A 19,518-nucleotide genomic window follows, 5' to 3' on the forward strand; every position below is an offset into this window, starting at 1 on the left:
AGGACTGATATGAAAGCCGTATTCAACATCGACGACGCCAATCCCCGCCAGGTGGAAGTGGACTTCAACACCCTGATCGTGGCCGGCTGGGCCGGGCGCGACATCGCCGCCATCGAGCACCACATCGAAGAGCTGGCCGCCATCGGCGTGCCGCGCCCGACCAGCGTGCCCCTGTACTACCGCATCGCCGATAACCAGCTTACCCAAGCCGAAAGCGTGCAAGCCGTGGGCGAGGAATCGTCGGGCGAGGTCGAGACTTTCGTGTTCGCCGTGGACGGTGAAATGTACGTCAGCATTGCGTCCGACCATACCGATCGCAAGCTGGAAACGGTCAGCGTGGCCATGTCCAAGCAAGTCTGCGTCAAGCCCGTGGCCACCTCGGCCTGGCGCTTGGCTGACGTGGCTGAGTATTGGGATGAACTGGTCATCCGTTCCTACATCGTTGAAAACGGCGAAAAGGTGCTGTACCAGGAAGGCCCGTTGTCCACGCTGCGCACGCCGCAGGACCTGATCGCCGGCTACACCGGCGGCGCGGCTGTGTTGCCGCAAGGCGCGGGCATGACCTGCGGCACGGTGGGCGCCATTGGCGGCATTCGCGCCGCGGCGGACTTCACCATGGAACTGTTCGATCCGCGCCGTCAACGCACGCTCAGCCACCGCTATCATGTTGAATCGCTGCCCGTGGTGGCCTGATTCCGCTAGCGCGCAGCATTGATCGTCAGGCGCACCTTTTGCGGGTGCGCCTGTCCGCACTTTTACGCCGCAAGACGGCACTAGGACAATGATGGCTTCGACCTTGAATGAACTGACTCTGGCCCTGAGCGAAGGCCGTACCAGCGCTGTGCAACTGACCGAAGCCGCCTTGGCGCGCGCTCAGGATCAGGCGGGCGAGGGCGCTCGCGTGTTCACCAAGTTGTATGCGGAATCGGCGTTGGCTCAGGCGCGCGCGTCCGATACCCTGCGCGCGGCCGGCATCGTCCGCTCGGCGGTGGAAGGTTTGCCCATCAGCATCAAAGACTTGTTCGACATCGAAGGCGAAACCACGATGGCCGGCTCGGTGGCCCGCGAAGGGGAGCCGGCGGCTGAAGAGAATGCTGAAGTCGTGCAACGTCTGATCGCGGCGGGCGCCGTCATCATTGGCCGTACCAACATGACCGAATTCGCGTATTCGGGCCTGGGCATCAACCCCCACTACGGCACGCCGCTGAACCCGTATGACCGCGCCACGGGCCGCATCCCGGGAGGCTCGTCCTCGGGCGCCGCCGTGTCGGTGGCCGATGGCATGGCCGTGGCTGGCATCGGTTCGGACACCGGTGGTTCCGTGCGCATCCCGGCCGCGCTGTGCGGTCTGACGGGCTTCAAGCCCAGCGCGTGGCGCGTATCCATGACGGGCGTGCTGCCGCTGTCCGCCAATCTGGATTCCATCGGCCCCATCGCCGCCAGCGTGCGCTGCTGCGCCGAACTGGACGCCATCCTGTCGGGTGACGGTGGCCCGGTGCCGGAAGCGCTGCCGCTGCGTGGCCTGCGTCTGGCGGTGCCGACCACATTGGCGTTGGACGCCATGGAAAAGCACGTGGCCGACAGTTTTGCCGCCACCGTGTCGCGCCTGAAGGACGCCGGCGCGCTGGTCGATGAAATCGCCATCCCCGAATTCGCTGAACTGGGCGCCATCAACAGCAAGGGCGGTTTCACCGCCGCGGAAGCCTGGGCCTGGCACCGCGACCTGATTGCGCGCGCCGGAAAGCGCTACGACCAGCGCGTGGTGTCGCGCATCATGCGCGGACAGGACATGAGCGCGGCTGACTATCTGGACCTGCTGGATGCCCGCGAAGCCTGGGTGGCCGCCGTGGACCACCGCATCGCGGGATACGACGCCTTGATCATGCCGACCACGCCCATCGTGGCGCCGGCAGTGGCAGACCTGACGGCATCGGACGACGCTTATTACGCGGCCAACGGCCTGATCCTGCGCAACCCCACGCTGATCAACTTCCTGGATGGTTGCGCATTGTCGCTGCCGTGCCATGCCGAAGGCACGGCGCCGGTGGGTCTGATGATCGCCGGCAGCAACGGCGCGGATCGCCGCATTCTGGCGATCGGCCTGTCGGTTGAAGATCTGCTTGCCGGACGTTGATCGTCCGGGCTTTCCACCACCCTGTAATGAGAGGATTTCCATCGTGTCGGCCGACGTAGTACGCAATAGTGTCGAGCTTGCCCGCCAAGCGCGTTTGGACGCGCGCAGCGGGCGGCTGACCGGACCCACCGCGAATCTTGCACCGGGGCATGTGCAGGCCAATCTGGCCATTCTGCCGCGTTCGCTCGCGGCGGAATTCCTGCATTTCTGCCAGCGCAATCCCAAGCCATGTCCGTTGTTGGCGATGTCCGAACCCGGGAACCCGGCCTTGCCGGAACTGGGCCAGGATATCGATATCCGCACCGACGTTCCGCGCTACCGGGTCTGGCAGAACGGCGAATTGGTGGCGGAACCCACGGATGTGCGCGATATCTGGCGCGATGACCTGGTGTCATTCCTGATCGGCTGCTCGTTCTCATTTGAAGAGGCGATGCTGGACAACGGCCTGCCCGTGCGTCATATCGAGCAGGGTTGCAACGTGCCGATGTACCGCACCAATATCCCGACGCAACCTGCTGGCGCGTTCAGCGGGCCGTTGGTGGTCTCGATGCGGCCCTTGAAGGCTGCCGATGCGATCCGCGCCATCCAGGTCACGTCGCGCTTCCCATCGGTGCATGGCGCCCCTGTGCATATCGGTGATCCGGCGTTGATCGGCATTGCGGATATCAACCGCCCGGATTACGGCGACGCCGTGGACATCCGGCCGGGAGAAATGCCGGTGTTCTGGGCCTGCGGCGTGACGCCGCAGTCCGTCGTGGCATCGGTACGGCCCGAGTTCTGCATCACGCATGCGCCTGGGCACATGCTGGTGACCGACCTCATCAATAGTCGGATGGCAATGCTGTAGAAAAGCCGGCCGTGCCAAGAAAAAGCCCATCGCTTGCGATGGGCTTTTTCATGCGGCCGGGGGTAGGCCTTGATACGGGCGGAGCTTAGAAGATGTGGCGGAAGCCCACGGCTGCGCCGACCTGATTGCTCTTGCCGGCGATTTCGCCGCTGGCGGCATCGCTGACCTTGTTCCAGTCCACGGTGCCATAGACTTGCGAACGCTTGGACAGCGCGTATTCGGCCACGGCAACCAGCGCGTAGCGCTTGCCCTTGTCACCGTCCGAGACCACGTTCTTGCTCTGGTCGTAGTAGCCGGCGCCGGTGATGGCCCAACGCGGGGTGGCTTGCCAGGTCACGCCGGCAAAGTAGCCGTTGTCCTTGCGGTCCAGGGAGGCGGTGGTCGTGCCGCCCATGACGGCATTGACCCAGCCCGTTTCGTCGCGGCCGTTGTAGTAGCCGGCAAACACCTTGGCGCCGTCGAATTGATACGAGGCGTTCAAGTTCCAGACGCGCTGGCGCAGATCCGAATTCGAGGCGTCGTACGTTTGCTGATATGCCGCGCCCAGGCCAAGTTGGCCGACCATGTAGCGCAAGCTGGCGCCGTACTGCGAACCGGCCTTGTGGTCGCCGTAGTCATCGCCATTGGCCCACGACAACGCCAGGGACAGGTCGCCAATCGTGTTGGCGTACTTGGTCATGTTGTTGGTGCGCACGCGGCCCATGGCCGCAGGCATCCAGGCGTTCTGGTCGTAGTTGCCGATGGTCAGCGGGTCGAAGTAGTCGGCCAGCAGATCGTGCATCGGGGTGTTCTGCAAGCCCAGGGTCAGCGTACCGATGCTGCCGCCGTCCAGGCCGATGTAGGCCAGGCGGCCAAACGTCTTGCCAGAGGCAGCCGAGTTGCCGTTCTGCATGTTGAAGCCGTTTTCCAGGCGGAAGAAGGCGCGATTGCCGTTGCCCAGGTCTTCCGAGCCACGCAGGCCCCAACGGCTGTTGGAGATGGCGCCGTTTTCCATTGAGACACGGCTGCCGTCTTGACCGACGCTGCCGGCGCTGGTGCTCAGGTAGCGGATGCTGACGTCGGCGATGCCGTACAGGGTGACGCTGGTTTCTGCCGAAGCCGTGCCGGCGGCCAAGCCGAGGCCTGCGAGGGCGAGGGATAGGGTGATGCGTTTCACTGAGGACTCCTCCTGTGTAGCTGTTTTTTTGATTGCACCGGGCTTGTGGCCTGGTCTGTTGCGCCTGGCGGATCGTCTGGCGCCGGGCCGCTGCACCGACGCTTTGGATAAGCGCGGGTCCGGAGCATTGGCCCAAAAGGTACGACTGCGCCACATTGGTGCAACTTGTTAGCGCCAAGGGATTCTAAAAAAGTTACGGGTTGTATAGGGCCAATTTGGTTTTGGCGTTTTCCCTGGTTTACAGAAGTGGAAAACAGGCGAATATCGGGACAATCGCTGGATTGTTCCAAAAAAAACCCCGTTCAGAGAACGGGGTTCTTGGCGCCGCATGACACTAAAGCGTCATGTGCAGGGGTAGCCAGGTCGCAATGCCGGGCACCAGATACAGCAGCAGCACTGCCAGGATCATCAGGAAGAACATCGGCAGCGAGGCTCGGGCGATATAGGGCAATTCACGTCCGCTCATGCCGGAAAGCACGAACAGATTGAAGCCGACGGGCGGCGTGATCTGTGCCATTTCCACCACGAATACGATGAAGATGCCAAACCAGATCAGGTCGATGCCGGCGGCCTGCACGGTCGGCAACAGCACGCCCATGGTCAGCACCACGATCGAAATGCCGTCCAGGAAGCAGCCCAGAACAATGAAGAACACCATCAGCGCCATGATCAGGCCGAACTGCGGCAGGCCCAGGCCGCCGATCCATTCCGCCAGCGCGCGCGGCAGGCCGATGTAGCCCATCGCCAGGGTCAGGAACTGCGCGCCCGCCAGAATCAGCGCAATCATGCAATACAGCCGGGTGGCGCCCAGCAGCGACCGCATGAAGGCCGAGCGACTCAGAGAACCTTGAAGCGCCGACAGGAGCAATGCCCCCACCACGCCCACGGCCGCTGCCTCGGTGGCGGTGGCGATGCCGGTGTAGATCGAACCCAGCACGGCGCCGATCAGCAGCATCACCGGGATCAAGTGGCGTGAGCGCGACAGTTTCTGCATGAACGACAGGCCAGGATCCGCTGCCGGGACCTGACCGGGATTGCGGATTGCCCACCAGGCGATGTAGCCCATGAACAGCAGGGCCAGCAACATGCCTGGCACGATGCCGGCGATGAACAGCTTCGCGATGGAGACGTCCGCCGCCACCCCGTACACGATCATGATGATCGAAGGGGGAATCAACAGGCCCAGGGTGCCGGCACCTGACAAGGTGCCCAGGATTTTGTCCTCGGGGTAGCCACGGCGAGTCAACTCGGGGATCGTCATCTTGCCGACGGTGGCGCAAGTTGCCGCCGACGAGCCCGATACGGCGGCAAAGATGGCGCAGCCGATCACGTTCGTGTGCAACAGCCGGCCGGGCAGCCGGTTCAGCCACGGAGCCAGACCCTTGAACAAGTCTTCGGACAACCGCGTGCGGAACAGGATTTCACCCATCCACAGGAACAGGGGCAGGGCGGTCAGCGTCCAGCTGGACGAGGCGCCCCAGATCGTGACCGCCATGGCGTCGCCCGCAGGACGGCTGGAGAAGATCTCCATGCCGATCCAGGCCGTGCCAGCCAGCGTCAGGCCGACCCAGACTCCGCAGCCCAACAGCGCGAAGATCGAGACGACCAATAGGGTAATGACAAGAAGTTCATTCATGAGTTTGCTGCGAAGTAGCGGCGGCCAGGCCGCGTGAACGCCGGACCAGTTCGTCGACGAGAGCGATCAGGAACAAGACCGTACCCACTGCCATGCTGATCTGCGGAATCCAGAGCGGCGTGGCGTCGTTGGACGTGGAGATGTCGTTGAACTGCCAGGAGTCGAACGTCAGCTTGATGCTGAAGAACGCGAAAGCGGCGGCCAGCAGGCTGCCAACGGCCAAGGCGAAAATGTCCAGCCTGCGGCTGCCGGCGGGCGCCAGCGAGTTCAAGAGCAGCGTCACGCGGATATGCTCGCCGTGCTTGAACGTGCTGGACAGCGCCAGGAAACCTGCTGCCGCCATGAAATAACCGGCGTACGCATCGGTGCCAGGAATGTTGAAGCTGAGCTGGCGGGCGATGATCGCCGCCAGCACCGACACGAGCACGCCGATCGTGCACAAGCCGGCCAAAAGGCCGGCTGCGCCGTAAAGACCATCTAGAAAGCGGCGCATGAGGCTATCACTGCTTCTTGTAGGCGTCGATCATGGCTTGGCCGTCGGCACCCGCCTTCTTCAGCCAGTCATCCAGCATGCGCTTGCCGATCACTGACAGGCCTTCCTTCAGCTCAACCGTGGGCTTGATGGTTTCCATGCCGTTCTTGGCCAACTCTTCCTGGTACCACTTGTTCTTTTCCTGCGACAGTTTCCAGCCGCGTTCCTCGGCCTGCGCACCGGCCTTCTTCAAGGCGTCCTGCGTGGCGGGGTCCAGTGCATCGAAGGCCTTCTTGTTCACGATGATGGCGTTCTTGGGCAACCAGGCCTGCGTGTCATAGAACTTCTTGATGTACTCGTAGGTCTTCGTGTCGTAGCCGGTGGAAGCCGACGACATGTACGAGTCGATCACGCCAGTGGCCAAGGCTTGGGCCAGTTCGGCTTGCTGCACCGTCACGGGTTGGGCGCCGACCAGTTCAGCGATCTTGGCCGTCACCGGGCTGTAGGCACGCCACTTCAGGCCCTTCATGTCGCTGATCTGCTTGATGTCGCGATTGGCGAAGATGCCCTGGGGCGGCCATGCCACGGCGTACAGCAGGGTCATGCCTTGCGAGGCCAGCTTCTTTTCCAGGAAAGGCTTTTGTGCCTGGTACAGCTTGAACGAGGCGTCGTAGCCGGTCGCCAGGAAAGGCAGGCCGTCCAATTCGTAGATCGGATCTTCGTTGGCGAAGTTGGTCAGCAGGATTTCGCCGATCTGCGCCTGGTTGCCTTGCACCGCGCGCTTGATTTCCGGCGCCTTGTACAGCGACGCATTGTTGTGCAGCTGGATCTTGAGCTTGCCCTGCGACAGCGTGTCCACGTCCTTGATGAAGGTCGTCAGGTTTTCGACATGGAAGTTGCTGGCGGGGTAGGCGCTGGGCAGATCCCATTTGGTCTGGGCCTGTGCGCCCGCGCTGAATGCCAGGATGATGCTGCCAGCCAGCAGCGAGATTTTCTTGTACATGGGTGGTCCTTCTTTGCGAATGGTGAAGACGGGTTGTGCCCGATAGGCATTGCGAAAGAGACGGTCGCGCCACGGGTGCGCGGCTTGAAAACCGTGCCATTCTAGGGTGTTGCGGGGCAACAACGCGCACAAAAAACGTGGTTTTACGGGTTAATCCTAGGCTGACTGACACTTGATCGTTGAAGGTTCAATCTTTGTGGAAAAGGGACGCACCGGCACATTCAAGCGCTGGTTTTTCTTCTAAGATTGCGGGATCGAAAACGCAGTGCAGAGGCCCGTGTGAATTTCGTTTTCCGCCGTGATGAGTTGCTGGTCGAAGAGACGTCCAGCGTGTTGCCGGATACGGCGTTGTGTGTACGCATTGGCTTGGCGCCCGCCGCCTTGCAGCCGGTGTGGATCGAGCCCGAGTCTCCGTATCGCACGGTGCATGTCGACCCTGGCCTGGAAGCGCCGGAAGGCTATGCCTTCAGGAAGTTGCGATCGTTGTTCGGTGTGTTGGACGACGAACGCATGGCCGTGGCGGGCCGGGCGTATCAGATTGCCGAATGGGCGCGCACCCACCGGTTCTGTGGCGTTTGCGGCACGCCGGCCGAGCGTGTCGCGCATGAGTTCTGCCTGCGTTGCCCGTCCTGTGGCTTCTCGGCGTATCCGCGCATCTCGCCCGCGATGATGGTGTTGATCCGAAAGGGCGACAGCATTCTGCTGGCCCGGCACACCACCACCGCCACGTCCCGCTATACGGCGCTGGCTGGCTTCGTCGAACCCGGCGAGAGTATCGAGCAGACCGTGCACCGCGAGGTTTTCGAGGAAGTGGGCCTGAAGGTGGGCAATTTGCAGTACTTCGGCAGCCAGCCCTGGCCATTTCCGCATTCGTTGATGGTCGCGTTCACGGCCGACTACGTATCGGGCGACATCCGGGTGCAGGAAGACGAGATCGCGGATGCCCGCTGGTTCGGCCCAGGCGACCCGATGCCGGATATCGCGCCTCGGATTTCGATCGCGGGTTGGCTGATCCGCGCCAATCTGCCAATAGGCTGGTCCGCGCCCTAAACCCCGCATTCCTTCCCGAAAATCCTAGGGGATTTCCCTTGAAACGGGGGTTTCAGGCCGTCTGGTGTCTATTTTTTATGGATGAACTATCCATAAATTATTAGTATTTCGCTCAAATCCACTTGGTTTGAGCCTTCCATGAGCCCCACTCTGATCGCATCGTCGTCCCATCTGGCCGGCGGCAGCGCGCCCGACCTGTCTGAAGTCGAGTTCGGGCTGATGATCGCCAGCCATGCGTTTGACCGCTGGACGGTGCGTTGCATGGCGGCGGCCGGCTTGCCCGACCTGACTCCCACGGACGTCATGGTCTTCCATCACGTCTATCACCGTCAGCGCCCCAAGAAACTGGCCGATATCTGCTTCACGCTCAACGTCGAAGACACGCACATCGTCAGTTACGCGCTGAAGAAGCTGGAGCGCTTGGGCGTGGTCCAGGGCGAACGCAGCAGCAAGGAAGTCTTCTATAGCGTCACGCCCGACGGCGCGGTGATCCTGAAGCGCTATGGCGACATTCGCGAGCAATGCCTGACCGCCGGCCTGGATGCGCCAGGCGGAGGCGGACTGGAATTCAGCCGGCAACTGGCGCACACCCTGCGGGCGCTGTCCGGCTTGTACGACCAGGCGGCCCGCGCGGCAACCTCTCTCTGATTCCCATTCGGGCGCGTTCCCGTCATTTGCAATCCGACCGCGGCGGTACGCGCCGCGGCCGTTCGTTTTCAAGGATAGGTATGAAGAAGTGGCAATTCTGGATTGATCGTGGGGGCACCTTTACCGACATCGTGGCGCGGCGCCCTGATGGCACGACGACCACCGCGAAAATGCTGTCGGAGAACCCCGAGCAGTACCGCGACGCCGCCGTGGCGGGCATCCGCAAGCTGCTGGGTGTCGCACCCGGCCAGCCCGTGCCGGTCGAGCAGGTGGAATGCGTGAAGATGGGGACGACGGTTGCGACCAACGCCTTGCTGGAACGCAAGGGCGAGCGCACCTTGCTCGTCACGACGCGGGGGTTCCGCGATGGCCTGCGCATCGCCTATCAGAACCGGCCGCGCCTGTTCGACCGCAACGTCGCGCTGCCCGAGATGCTGTACGAGTCGGTCGTCGAGGCCGATGAGCGCGTGGCGGCGGACGGCGAAGTCATTCGCGACCTGGACGACGCCAGCCTGCGCCAGAGCATGCAGGCTGCCTTTGACAGCGGCATCCGCGCGGTCGCCATCGTGTTCATGCATGCGTGGCACGCGCCTGGACACGAACAACGTGCGGCCCGCATCGCGCACGAGATCGGCTTTACGCAGGTTTCAGCCTCGCACGAAGTCAGTCCGCTGATCAAGTTTGTCTCGCGTGGCGACACCACGGTGGTGGACGCCTATCTGTCTCCGATCCTGAAGCGCTACGTGGATCAGGTGGCGGGCGAACTGCCGGGCATCCGCCTGATGTTCATGCAATCCAGCGGTGGCCTGACGGACGCGCATCGCTTCCGCGGCAAGGATGCCATTCTGTCTGGCCCCGCTGGCGGCATCGTCGGCATGGTGCGCACCAGCGAAATCGCCGGCTTCCCGAAAGTGATCGGTTTCGACATGGGCGGCACGTCCACTGACGTATCGCACTACGCGGGCGAGTTTGAACGCGAATTTGAAACGCAGGTCGCGGGCGTGCGCATGCGCGCGCCGATGATGAGCATCCACACCGTGGCCGCGGGTGGCGGGTCGATCCTGCATTTCGACGGCGCCCGCTTGCGCGTGGGGCCCGATTCCGCAGGCGCCAACCCGGGCCCAGCCTGCTATCGCCGGGGCGGCCCGTTGGCCGTGACGGACTGCAATGTGTTGCTGGGCAAGATTCAGCCGGATTTCTTCCCCAAGGTGTTCGGCCCGGACGCCAATGAGGCGCTGGACCGGGACGCCGTGGTGGAACGCTTCACCGCCATGTCCGACGAGGTGCGCGCCGCAACCGGCCGCGAGATGACGCCGGAGCAACTGGCCGAGGGCTTTCTGGAAATCGCCGTGGGCAACATGGCGGAAGCCATCAAGCGCATCTCGGTGCAGCGCGGCCACGACGTGACGGAGTACGCCCTGACCGTGTTTGGCGGCGCAGGGGGGCAACATGCCTGCCTGGTGGCGGATGCCTTGGGCATGACGACGGTCTTCGCGCACCCGCTGGGCGGCGTGCTGTCGGCCTATGGCATGGGGCTGGCCGACCAGACCGACATGCGCCAGAAGACCGTTGAGAAAGTGCTGGATGCGGGCCTGATGGGTCTGTTGAGAGAAGAACTGGATGAGCTGGCCGGGCAGGCGGTGGGCGAGTTGCGCCGCCAGCATGTGCCGGACGGCGACATCAGCGTCCAGCGCCGACTGCACCTGAAATACCGGGGCACGGACACGGCGCTGGAAGTGGCTTTCTCTGATCTGGAGCAGGCACGCCGCGACTTTGAAGCCGCGTATCGCCAGCGCTATTCCTTCCTGATGCCCAACCGCGAGCTGGTGGTGGAAACCATCTCGGTGGAAGCGACGGGCGGCGGCGAACGGGTTACCGAAACGCCGGTCCCGCGTACCCGCGTGGGTGCTCTGGCGCCGCGTCGCGTCGTCGGGATGTATAGCGGCGGCGAATGGCGCGACACGCCGTTGTTCGTGCGCGAGGACATGGCGGGCGGCGATGTGGTGGCAGGGCCCGCCATCATCTCGGAACCCAATCAGACCACCGTGGTGGAACCCGGCTGGCAGGCCGAACTGACGGCGCAGGACCACTTCGTGATCCGCCGCGTTGAAGTACAAAAGGAACGTCGCGTGGTGGGCACGCAGGCTGACCCGGTCATGCTTGAGGTGTTCAACAACCTGTTCATGTCGATCGCCGAGCAGATGGGCTACCGGCTACAGAACACCGCCTATTCGGTCAACATCAAAGAGCGCCTGGATTTCTCCTGCGCCATCTTCGATGCGCAGGCCCGCCTGATCGCCAACGCGCCCCACATGCCGGTCCACTTGGGGTCGATGGGTGAATCGGTGCGCACGGTCATGAATGCGAATGCTGGCCGCATGATGCCGGGCGACGCCTATGTGGTGAATGACCCGTACCATGGTGGCACGCACCTGCCGGACGTGACGGTCATCACGCCTGTGTTCGATCACGACGGCCGCCAGATTCTGTTCTATGTGGGATCGCGCGGGCATCACGCCGACATCGGCGGCACTACCCCTGGCTCGATGCCGCCGGATTCCAAGACAGTGGAAGACGAAGGCGTGCTGTTCACCAACTTCCAGTTGGTAAAGAACGGTGAATTCCGCGAGCAGGCCGCGCGCGAGATCCTGGGCTCGGGCCGTTGGCCCGCGCGCAATCCGGATCAGAACATTGCCGACATGCACGCGCAGATCGCCGCCAACGAAAAGGGCGTGCAAGAGTTGCTGCGCATGTGCGACCACTTCGGCCTGGATGTCGTGCGCGCCTATATGGGCCACGTGCAGGACAACGCCGAGGAAGCGGTGCGCCGCGTGATTTCCGTGCTGAAGGACGGCAGCTACGAGTATCCGCTGGACAACGGCGCGGTCATTCGCGTGGCGGTGACGGTGGATACCCAGGCGCGTAGCGCGGTGGTGGATTTCACGGGCACCTCGCCGCAGCTGGACAATAACTTCAACGCGCCCGGGGCGATTGCCGTGGCGGCCGTGCTGTATGTGTTCCGCACCATGGTCAACGACGACATCCCGCTGAACGATGGCTGCCTGGTGCCGCTATCGATCATCGTGCCGGAAGGGTCGATGCTGCGCCCCCATTCGCCGGCATCCGTGGTGGCGGGCAACGTCGAGACGTCCATGTGCATCGTCAACGCGCTGTATGGCGCGCTGGGCGTGCTGGCGGCCAGCCAGGGCACGATGAACAACTTCACGTTCGGCAACGCGCGCCATCAGTACTACGAGACCATCTCGGGCGGCACCGGAGCCGGGCCCGTGCGTATTGATGCCGCGGGTCCGCACGACGAAGGTTTCGCGGGTACCTCGGTCGTGCAGGCACACATGACCAATTCGCGCTTGACGGACCCGGAAGTGCTGGAATTCCGGTTCCCCGTGCGGCTGGAGTCCTACGAGATCCGCAAGGGGTCGGGTGGCGCAGGGCGCTATCCGGGCGGCGAGGGCGGTGTGCGCCGCATCCGCTTCCTGGAAGCCATGACGGCGGCCATTCTGTCCAACAACCGCCGGTTCGCGCCGTTCGGTCTGGCGGGCGGGCAGCCTGGCGCGATGGGCCGCAACACGATCGAACGGGTTGATGGCTCCATCGAGGAACTGGGCCCCCAGGACAGCGCTCAACTGCAACCTGGTGATGTGTTCGTCGTGGAAACCCCTGGCGGCGGTGGTTACGGCGCGCAGTAAGGCGTCAACGGTCTCCGGTCCCGCTCAATCGGGATCGGACATCACATCCAGCGCGATATCCGCCTTGTTGCGGCGGTCATATACCCGCAACGTCACGTCCTCGTCCCGGATCTCGAACACGGCGGTTGCCAGCGTGTTCTCGCCATCGGGATCGCCGGGTTCCGTGCGCAGGATGGGCAGGGCGCCCAGGGTGTCGTGCAGGGCGGCAAGCATGTCCGCGCTGCCGGTTTCCGGCGACCAGCCGTCCACGATCCCGTCGATCCGGTTCTGCCGCTCGCGCGACGATTCAGTGATCACTTGCTGCTGACCGCGAGTTTCCCGGTGCACCATGTGATTCGCATGGCCGTAGCGCGTGCCGATGTCCAGGATCGACACGGCGCCAGGCGTGACTTCGGCGCTGATCAAGCGCGGGTCCGACACGCTGCCCAGCGTGTGGTGGAAGCCGCCAGAATGCGGCAGGTCGCGCAGCAGCGTCGTGGCCTGGTCCAGCGTCGTGCAATCCAGCACCGCGCGCGCCAGGAACATGCGGGGCACCCCAGCGTGCCGCTGGCGGGTGCGCAGATTGTTGATGGTCTGCACCAGCCCGGCCCGGTTGGCTCCGAAGGTATGGCCCGGCAGGGAGCCGGGGTAATAGAAACTGAGGTAGCCCGGCGCATCGTCCAGCGCCACATCCACCAGATGGCAGCGGCCATATAGATAAGGATCGCCATCTTCGTTGTGGCCGATCCAGCGGGTGCCGTCCGCTGCCTTCAGCGCGACGGACGTGCAGCCGTCCATGGTGCTGTGCAGCAGGTCGCCTCGGCAATTCCAGAGCAGCACGTCTTCAACCGGCATGCGCAGGCCGTCGGCCAAGCCTTCAAGTTCTTCCCAAATCTCTGGCAGCGCCGCTTGCGCCTGCTGGCCAAGCTCGGTGACATAGGGGTGGCCGCGCCAGGGGCGCAGGGCTTCCCAAGTGGCGCTTTGACTCAAATACACCGACATGATCGGGCGGGCCAGCTTGCCCAGCGCCTGACCAACCTGGCGCCGATTTCCGGCAATGCGGACATATTTGTAGGGCATGGGGATTCTCCGGGTGTCATGGGGATTGTAATTTTTCTAAGCTCTCTCCGGTGGGGACGGATGCGTTAAGATCCCCAATAAGTTGCACCGGTGACCCCGGAGTAGCCTAGGAATCATGCCCCTACAACAACCCCGGGGTGCCGACGGTCCCCAAGAGGAGAGTTTCATGATCAAACGTAAAGTCGCCGCCGCCTTGGTCGGCCTGTCCGTGGCCATGTTCGGCGCCGTCTCCGGCGCGCAGGCCCAAGGCAAGGAATTGGTGGTGGCCACCGATACCGCTTTCGTGCCGTTCGAATTCAAGCAGGGTAATACCTATGTGGGTTTCGACATTGATCTTTGGGCGGCAGTCGCCAAGGAACTCAACCTGAAGTACAAGCTTCAGCCGATGGACTTCAACGGCATCATTCCCGGCCTGCAAACGAAGAACATCGACGCGGCGCTGGCGGGCATCACGATCCGTGACGACCGCAAGAAGGTCATCGACTTCTCGGATCCCTATTACGAAAGCGGCCTGGCCATCCTGGTCAGCGACAAGAATACCGACATCAAGGACGCCAAGTCCCTGGCCGGCAAGACGGTCGCGGTCAAGACCGGCACCGCCACGGTGGACTTCCTGAAGGCTCAGGTGCCGGACGCCAAGCTCAAGCTGTTCCCGAACATCGACAACGCCTACCTGGAACTGGCTACCGGCCGCGTGGATGCCGCCGTGCATGACACGCCCAACGTCCAGTACTACGCCAACTCGGCCGGCAAGGGCCGCGTGAAGGTGGTGGGCACGGTCAAGAGCGGTGACTTCTACGGCATCGCCTTCCCCAAGGGCAGCGAACTGGTCCCGCAGGTGAACAAGGCGCTGGCCACGTTGAAGGCCAACGGCCAGTACGACGCCATCTATGAAAAGTGGTTTGGCAAGAAGCCGTAATTGATGCGGATAGGCTTTGCATTCGGGGCTGCCCACGGGTAATGGCTTCCGGACGTTCCCTCCCGGAACGCCGGGCACCGGCGGACGGCCCCGAGCCGTTTCCGCCACCAGGTGGTCCCACCATGATGCGGCGCTTGATGGCGCCATAGGGGGAATATCGTGGAGTTTGACTGGGGTGTAATTCAAAGCGCGCTACCCAATTTGCTTGAGGGTACGCTGATGACCATCAAAATCACCTTCTGGGGCTTGTTCGGCGGTTTTCTGCTGGGTGCGCTGTCGGGGGTGACGCGGGCCTATGGGCATCCGATCCTGTCGGGCATTGCGCAGGTCTATGTGGCGCTGATCCGCGGCACGCCGATTGTCGTGCAGGTGATGTTCATCTACTTCGCCTTGCCGCTGCTGGCCAATATCCGCGTGGATGCGGAGTGGGCGGCCATCGTCACGCTCATCATCAATTCAGGCGCCTATATTTCCGAGATCGTGCGCGGCGCGCTGCTGTCCGTCCACAAGGGCTTGAAGGAAGCAGGGCAGGCGATGGGCCTGCCGTTTCACAAGATTCTGTTCCATATCATCGGGCCGGTGGCGTTTCGCCGCATGATTCCGCCGTTGGGCAATCAGTGCATCATCAGCTTGAAGGACTCTTCGCTGTTCATCGTGATCGGCGTGGCTGAGCTGACGCGCCAAGGCCAGGAAATCATGGCCAGCAACTTCCGCGCCGTTGAAATCTGGTCTGCCGTCGCGGTCGTCTACCTGATCCTGACCGGCTTGATGGCGCTGAGCCTGCACTTGGTGGAAAAGAGGATGCGCATACTATGAGCATGGTTGAATTTCATAACGTCACCAAGAACTTCGGCGAATCCATGGTGTTGAATGGCATCTCGCTGAACATCGACGCGGGCGAGGTCGTGGTGGTGGTCGGCCCTTCGGGGTCGGGCAAGTCCACGTTCCTGCGCTGTATCAACGTGCTGGAAACCATCAACGGCGGCGACCTGCTGGTCGACGGACTCAGCGTGAAAGGCGATGCTGCCCAGGTGCGCGAGATCCGCCGCGAGGCCGGCATGGTGTTCCAGCAGTTCAACTTGTTCCCGCAGATGACCGCGCTGGAGAACGTCATGTTCGGCCCGGTGCACACGCGCGGCCAGAATCGGGGCGAAGCGCGCAAGCTGGCGGAGGGACTGCTGGACAAGGTTGGGCTGGGCGAACGCATGAACCACTATCCGTCGGAGTTGTCCGGCGGCCAGCAGCAGCGCGTGGCGATTGCGCGGGCACTGGCGATCAAGCCCAAGTTGATGTTGTTCGATGAGCCGACCTCCGCGCTGGATCCGGAACTGCGCCACGAAGTGCTGAAGGTGATGCGCGATCTGGCGGAAGAGGGCATGACGATGGTGGTTGTCACGCACGAAATGGAATTTGCCCGCAAGGTGGGCAGCCGCCTGATTTTCATCGATGCCGGCAAGATCGCGCATGATGGCCCGCCGACCGAATTGCTGACCAACCCGCCCAGCCAACGGCTGAAGGATTTTCTCCAGCACGTGACGTGAGAAACGTGCTGCGGCAATGAAAAAAACCGGCGCTGGCGCCGGTTTTTTATTGCCTGGACACGGATCAATTCCGAGGGACTATCCCTTTACCCGGACGATCTTCTGCACCTGCGGCACGTGCCGGATGGCACGGATGACCTGGGCCAGGTGCTTGCGGCTGTCCACCTGGATTGTCAGGTGCAAGGACACCGTGGATACGGCGTCGTCATGCATCGTGACGTGCATGATGTTGGCATCGGCAGCGGTGACTTCCGCCGCCAGCCGACCCAGCACGCCGCGTTCATTGCGCGTGATGATATCCAGGCGCGTGGCCAGGTGCTTGGCTGTGTGCGCATCCCAGCCCACATTGATCCAGCGTTCCGGTTCGCGCAGGCGTTGACGCATGGCAACCGGGCAGTCGGCCGTATGCACCACCAGCCCATGACCCATGCGCATGCCGGCCACGATCGGGTCGCCAGGAAGCGGGCCGCAGCAAGGCGCCAGCTGTACGGCCTGGCCTTCGTTGCCCTGGATCAGGATGGGGGCGCTGCGCGCCGAGGTCAGTTCATCCACCGCTGCGGCGGTGGTGGCGACCAGTTGATGTTCGGGAGCGAAGCGGCGCGCAACCACGGCGGCCAGACGCTTGCCCAATCCAATGTCAGCCAGAATTTCTTCGCGCGAGCTGGCGCCAGTGCTGCGCGCCAGTTTCTGCCAAGCCGGATCATCGGTGGCCGGCATGGGCATGTGCAGTTCTTGCATCGCCTGGCTAAGCAGCCGTTCACCGAACGCCACCGATTCTTCGTACTTGACGGTGCGCAGGTAGTGGCGGATCTCGGAACGGGCCCGGCCCGTGCGCACATAATTGAGCCATTGCGCGTTGGGACGCGAAGCGGGCGAGGTCACGATTTCCACCGTGTCGCCGCTGTTGAGCTCGGTGCGCAATGGCACGAATTCGCCGTTGATCTTGGCGGCCACGGCCTGGTTGCCGATGTCGGTGTGGATCGCGTAGGCGAAGTCCACCGGCGTGGCGCCACGGGGTAGCGAGATGATCTTGCCGCGCGGCGTGAACACATACACGGCGTCCGGGAACAGGTCGACCTTGACGTGCTCCAGGAATTCGCCGGAATCACCTGTCTGGCTCTGGATGTCCAGCAGCGATTGCAGCCATTGGTGCGTGCGCTTTTGCAGGTCGTTCAGGGTCAGGTCGGCGCCCTTGTAGAGCCAATGCGACGCCACGCCTTCCTCGGCCACATGATGCATGTCGCGCGTGCGGAACTGGAATTCCACCGGCGTGCCGTAAGGGCCGACCAGCGTGGTGTGCAGGGACTGGTAGCCGTTCACCTTGGGAATGGCGATGTAGTCCTTGAACTTGCCGGGCACCGGGCGATACAGCTGGTGCAGCGTGCCCAGTGCCAGATAGCACTCAGGCAGGGTGTGGACGATGACGCGAAAGCCATAGATGTCCAGCACATCGGAAAACGACTTCTTCTGGTCGACCATCTTGCGATAGATACCATAAAGCGTTTTCTCGCGGCCGGTGACTTCCGCTTCGATGCCGGCCGCCGGCAACGAGGCCCGCACGGAATCGGCGATCTTGGTGATGACTTCACGGCGGTTGCCGCGCGCCGCCAGCACTGCCTTGTACAGCACCTGATAACGGTTCGGGTGCATGGCCGCGAAGCACAGGTCCTGCAACTCGCGGAACAGCAAGTTCAGGCCCAGGCGATGCGCGATGGGGGCGTAGATATCCAGTGTTTCGCGGGCGATGCGCCGACGCTTTTCCGGATTCACCGCGTCCAGCGTGCGCATGTTGTGCAGGCGATCGGCCAGCTTGATCAGGATGACGCGGACATCGCGCGCCATCGCCAGCAACATCTTGCGGAAGCTCTCTGCCTGCTGTTCGGCCTTGGTGGCAAAGTCCAGCCGGTCCAGCTTGGACAGGCCATCCACCAGTTCAGCGACTTCAGGGCCGAATTTCTCGGCCAATTCGTGCTTGGCAATGCCCTGGTCTTCCATCACGTCGTGCAGCAGCGCGGCCGACAATGCGTTGACGTCGAGCTTCCAGCCTGCGCAGATTTCCGTGACGGCGATGGGGTGCGAGATGTAGGGCGAACCGCTGGCGCGGAACTGGCCCAGATGCGCCTGATCCGCGAAGCGATAGGCTTCGCGCACGCGCTCTACATCTTTCTTGTCGAGATAGCTGCCGATGATTTCGGTCAGCGGCGCCAGCGAAGCAACCGGCGAAGAAGCGGTTGCGTCCGCCGCTTCTTGTGCGGCGACGGACAGTGGCGCAGAGAGATTTTTATCTTTCTTGCCCGTGCGGCGCCCAAGACGGGAGCCGGCACGTAGTGCGGCAAGCAGACCTGATGAAGCGTACTTCAGCCCCGGAAAAGCCATGCTTGCCGCCCCCCCGAGAGTATCAGGTGGGAACTTTACGCAGCATTTCCACGCCGGTTAGGCCGCCCGCGATTTCGCGCAGTGCAGTGACCGTGGGCTTGTCTTTGCTGTCCAGGCGCGGGGCATGGCCTTGCGCCAACTCGCGGGCACGATAAGTCGCGGCCAGCGTGAGCTTGAAACGGTTGGGGATTTGGTTCAGACAGTCTTCGACGGTAATGCGAGCCATTAGGACACCTGGTGCTGATGGATGATAGGGAGAATGCGTTCGGCTTAGTGCTCGGCCGGGATGCCAAGTTGCGAGAACAACTGGGCATGACGGGCGGCCTGAGACGAAAAGCGCAGCCGCGCGGCACTGACGATTTGTATCAGTTCCGACAAGGCCACGCTAAATTCTTGATTAATAATAACATATTCGCATTCAGGCGCATGGGCGATTTCGCCGCCCGCGGCCATGAGCCGGCGGGCAATGACTTGGGGCGCATCCTGGCCCCGGGCCTTGAGCCGGCTTTCAAGTTCTTCGATGGACGGCGGCAGCACGAAGATGCCAATTGCGCTGGGGAAACGCTGCCGGACCTGGCGGGCGCCTTGCCAGTCGATTTCCAGCAGGACGTCACGGCCTTCGCGCGTGGCGGCGTCGATGCGATCGCGCGGCGTGCCGTAGAAATTGCCGTGCACTTCCGCCCATTCCAGCAGGTTCTGCTCATCGCGCATGTGCTTGAAGTCGTCGGACGTCACAAAGCGGTATTCACGGCCGTCGGCTTCGCCCGGACGGGGCGCGCGCGTGGTGCAGGAGATCGAGAGTTCGATGGAAGGGTCTTGCTGGAGCAAGGCCTTGACCAGGCTGGACTTGCCCGCGCCGCTGGGCGCGACGACCATGAAGACGTTTCCGGAGTTGGCGTGCATGAATATGACTGGCGTGTGATGCTAAGACTCGAAGTCTAGCAAATCGCACGGCGCGGCAGGGGGAAAA

General features: G+C 62.9%; 17 protein-coding genes. 9 read left to right on the forward strand and 8 right to left on the reverse strand.

What is annotated here, in order from left to right; genetic code table 11:
- Positions 1–9: 9 nt before the first annotated feature.
- The 3 genes from HV753_RS01755 to HV753_RS01765 all read left to right on the forward strand — a co-directional run bounded on the left by HV753_RS01755 (position 10) and on the right by HV753_RS01765 (position 2,981).
- Positions 10–693 carry a DUF2848 domain-containing protein gene (locus HV753_RS01755; RefSeq protein ID WP_175172703.1) on the forward strand — a complete coding sequence of 228 codons (684 nt, stop codon included), beginning with the start codon at positions 10–12 and terminating at the stop codon, positions 691–693.
- Positions 694–784: 91 nt separating this feature from the next.
- Positions 785–2,134, forward strand: coding sequence for an amidase (locus HV753_RS01760; protein ID WP_175173630.1), 1,350 nt, complete (start codon positions 785–787; stop codon positions 2,132–2,134).
- A 40-nt stretch (positions 2,135–2,174) separates the two neighbouring features.
- The gene (locus HV753_RS01765; RefSeq protein ID WP_175173631.1) at positions 2,175–2,981 is read left to right on the forward strand and encodes a putative hydro-lyase; all 807 of its coding nucleotides are present in this window, start codon (positions 2,175–2,177) and stop codon (positions 2,979–2,981) included.
- 85 nt (positions 2,982–3,066) lie between these two features.
- Here the strand turns inward: HV753_RS01765 and HV753_RS01770 are convergent, their stop codons facing one another.
- The 4 genes from HV753_RS01770 to HV753_RS01785 all read right to left on the reverse strand — a co-directional run bounded on the left by HV753_RS01770 (position 3,067) and on the right by HV753_RS01785 (position 7,248).
- Positions 3,067–4,137 (reverse strand): porin, encoded by a 1,071-nt coding sequence (locus HV753_RS01770; RefSeq protein WP_175172705.1) that lies wholly within the window; start codon positions 4,135–4,137, stop codon positions 3,067–3,069.
- A gap of 334 nt (positions 4,138–4,471) precedes the next feature.
- On the reverse strand, positions 4,472–5,773 hold the full coding sequence (locus HV753_RS01775) for a TRAP transporter large permease (RefSeq protein ID WP_175172706.1): 1,302 nt from the start codon (positions 5,771–5,773) through the stop codon (positions 4,472–4,474).
- On the reverse strand, positions 5,766–6,266 hold the full coding sequence (locus HV753_RS01780; RefSeq protein WP_175172707.1) for a TRAP transporter small permease: 501 nt from the start codon (positions 6,264–6,266) through the stop codon (positions 5,766–5,768). The genes HV753_RS01775 and HV753_RS01780 overlap by 8 nt, the downstream gene beginning before the upstream one ends.
- Positions 6,267–6,273: 7 nt before the next feature.
- The gene (locus tag HV753_RS01785) at positions 6,274–7,248 is read right to left on the reverse strand and encodes a TRAP transporter substrate-binding protein (RefSeq protein ID WP_175172709.1); all 975 of its coding nucleotides are present in this window, start codon (positions 7,246–7,248) and stop codon (positions 6,274–6,276) included.
- A gap of 279 nt (positions 7,249–7,527) precedes the next feature.
- Between HV753_RS01785 and nudC the strand changes: the two genes are divergently transcribed.
- From nudC to HV753_RS01800, 3 genes are all read left to right on the forward strand, one after another.
- Entirely contained in the window at positions 7,528–8,298 is a 771-nt protein-coding gene (nudC, locus tag HV753_RS01790) for an NAD(+) diphosphatase (RefSeq protein WP_175172711.1), read from the forward strand.
- A gap of 138 nt (positions 8,299–8,436) precedes the next feature.
- Positions 8,437–8,946, forward strand: coding sequence for a winged helix DNA-binding protein (locus tag HV753_RS01795; RefSeq protein WP_175172713.1), 510 nt, complete (start codon positions 8,437–8,439; stop codon positions 8,944–8,946).
- An 80-nt stretch (positions 8,947–9,026) separates the two neighbouring features.
- Positions 9,027–12,653 carry a hydantoinase B/oxoprolinase family protein gene (locus HV753_RS01800; protein ID WP_175172714.1) on the forward strand — a complete coding sequence of 1,209 codons (3,627 nt, stop codon included), beginning with the start codon at positions 9,027–9,029 and terminating at the stop codon, positions 12,651–12,653.
- Positions 12,654–12,677: 24 nt separating this feature from the next.
- On the opposite strand, the gene HV753_RS01805 is transcribed toward HV753_RS01800, so the two are convergent.
- Positions 12,678–13,712 carry a C45 family autoproteolytic acyltransferase/hydrolase gene (locus tag HV753_RS01805; RefSeq protein ID WP_175172715.1) on the reverse strand — a complete coding sequence of 345 codons (1,035 nt, stop codon included), beginning with the start codon at positions 13,710–13,712 and terminating at the stop codon, positions 12,678–12,680.
- A gap of 166 nt (positions 13,713–13,878) precedes the next feature.
- Here HV753_RS01805 and glnH point away from each other — a divergent pair, with 166 nt between their 5' ends.
- The 3 genes from glnH to glnQ all read left to right on the forward strand — a co-directional run bounded on the left by glnH (position 13,879) and on the right by glnQ (position 16,172).
- Positions 13,879–14,631 carry a glutamine ABC transporter substrate-binding protein GlnH gene (gene glnH / locus HV753_RS01810; RefSeq protein ID WP_175172716.1) on the forward strand — a complete coding sequence of 251 codons (753 nt, stop codon included), beginning with the start codon at positions 13,879–13,881 and terminating at the stop codon, positions 14,629–14,631.
- 159 nt (positions 14,632–14,790) lie between these two features.
- A complete protein-coding gene (glnP, locus tag HV753_RS01815; protein ID WP_175172717.1) occupies positions 14,791–15,447 on the forward strand; it encodes a glutamine ABC transporter permease GlnP in 657 nt (218 codons plus the stop codon).
- The gene (gene glnQ / locus HV753_RS01820; protein WP_175172718.1) at positions 15,444–16,172 is read left to right on the forward strand and encodes a glutamine ABC transporter ATP-binding protein GlnQ; all 729 of its coding nucleotides are present in this window, start codon (positions 15,444–15,446) and stop codon (positions 16,170–16,172) included. The genes glnP and glnQ overlap by 4 nt, the downstream gene beginning before the upstream one ends.
- A 78-nt stretch (positions 16,173–16,250) precedes the next feature.
- On the opposite strand, the gene HV753_RS01825 is transcribed toward glnQ, so the two are convergent.
- The 3 genes from HV753_RS01825 to gmk are packed head-to-tail and all read right to left on the reverse strand — an operon-like array spanning position 16,251 to position 19,451.
- Positions 16,251–18,548 carry a RelA/SpoT family protein gene (locus tag HV753_RS01825; RefSeq protein WP_175172719.1) on the reverse strand — a complete coding sequence of 766 codons (2,298 nt, stop codon included), beginning with the start codon at positions 18,546–18,548 and terminating at the stop codon, positions 16,251–16,253.
- Positions 18,549–18,570: 22 nt separating this feature from the next.
- Entirely contained in the window at positions 18,571–18,774 is a 204-nt protein-coding gene (rpoZ, locus tag HV753_RS01830) for a DNA-directed RNA polymerase subunit omega (protein WP_006219679.1), read from the reverse strand.
- A gap of 44 nt (positions 18,775–18,818) precedes the next feature.
- Positions 18,819–19,451: a guanylate kinase gene (gene gmk, locus HV753_RS01835; protein WP_175172720.1), complete on the reverse strand. Its 633-nt coding sequence runs from the start codon at positions 19,449–19,451 to the stop codon at positions 18,819–18,821.
- Positions 19,452–19,518 lie beyond the last annotated feature (67 nt).

This window comes from Achromobacter pestifer (assembly GCF_902859625.1).
Taxonomy (GTDB): domain Bacteria; phylum Pseudomonadota; class Gammaproteobacteria; order Burkholderiales; family Burkholderiaceae_B; genus Achromobacter; species Achromobacter pestifer.

Bases quoted from the DNA above. Each gene is read 5' to 3' on its own strand.
- HV753_RS01755 (WP_175172703.1), top strand. From the start codon at position 10: ATGAAAGCCGTATTCAACATCGACGACGCCAATCCCCGCCAGGTGGAA.
- HV753_RS01760 (WP_175173630.1), top strand. From the start codon at position 785: ATGGCTTCGACCTTGAATGAACTGACTCTGGCCCTGAGCGAAGGCCGT.
- HV753_RS01775 (WP_175172706.1), bottom strand. From the start codon at position 5,773: ATGAATGAACTTCTTGTCATTACCCTATTGGTCGTCTCGATCTTCGCG.
- HV753_RS01780 (WP_175172707.1), bottom strand. From the start codon at position 6,266: ATGCGCCGCTTTCTAGATGGTCTTTACGGCGCAGCCGGCCTTTTGGCC.
- HV753_RS01785 (WP_175172709.1), bottom strand. From the start codon at position 7,248: ATGTACAAGAAAATCTCGCTGCTGGCTGGCAGCATCATCCTGGCATTC.
- HV753_RS01795 (WP_175172713.1), top strand. From the start codon at position 8,437: ATGAGCCCCACTCTGATCGCATCGTCGTCCCATCTGGCCGGCGGCAGC.
- HV753_RS01800 (WP_175172714.1), top strand. From the start codon at position 9,027: ATGAAGAAGTGGCAATTCTGGATTGATCGTGGGGGCACCTTTACCGAC.
- HV753_RS01805 (WP_175172715.1), bottom strand. From the start codon at position 13,712: ATGCCCTACAAATATGTCCGCATTGCCGGAAATCGGCGCCAGGTTGGT.
- glnH (WP_175172716.1), top strand. From the start codon at position 13,879: ATGATCAAACGTAAAGTCGCCGCCGCCTTGGTCGGCCTGTCCGTGGCC.
- glnQ (WP_175172718.1), top strand. From the start codon at position 15,444: ATGAGCATGGTTGAATTTCATAACGTCACCAAGAACTTCGGCGAATCC.
- HV753_RS01825 (WP_175172719.1), bottom strand. From the start codon at position 18,548: ATGGCTTTTCCGGGGCTGAAGTACGCTTCATCAGGTCTGCTTGCCGCA.
- rpoZ (WP_006219679.1), bottom strand. From the start codon at position 18,774: ATGGCTCGCATTACCGTCGAAGACTGTCTGAACCAAATCCCCAACCGT.
- gmk (WP_175172720.1), bottom strand. From the start codon at position 19,451: ATGCACGCCAACTCCGGAAACGTCTTCATGGTCGTCGCGCCCAGCGGC.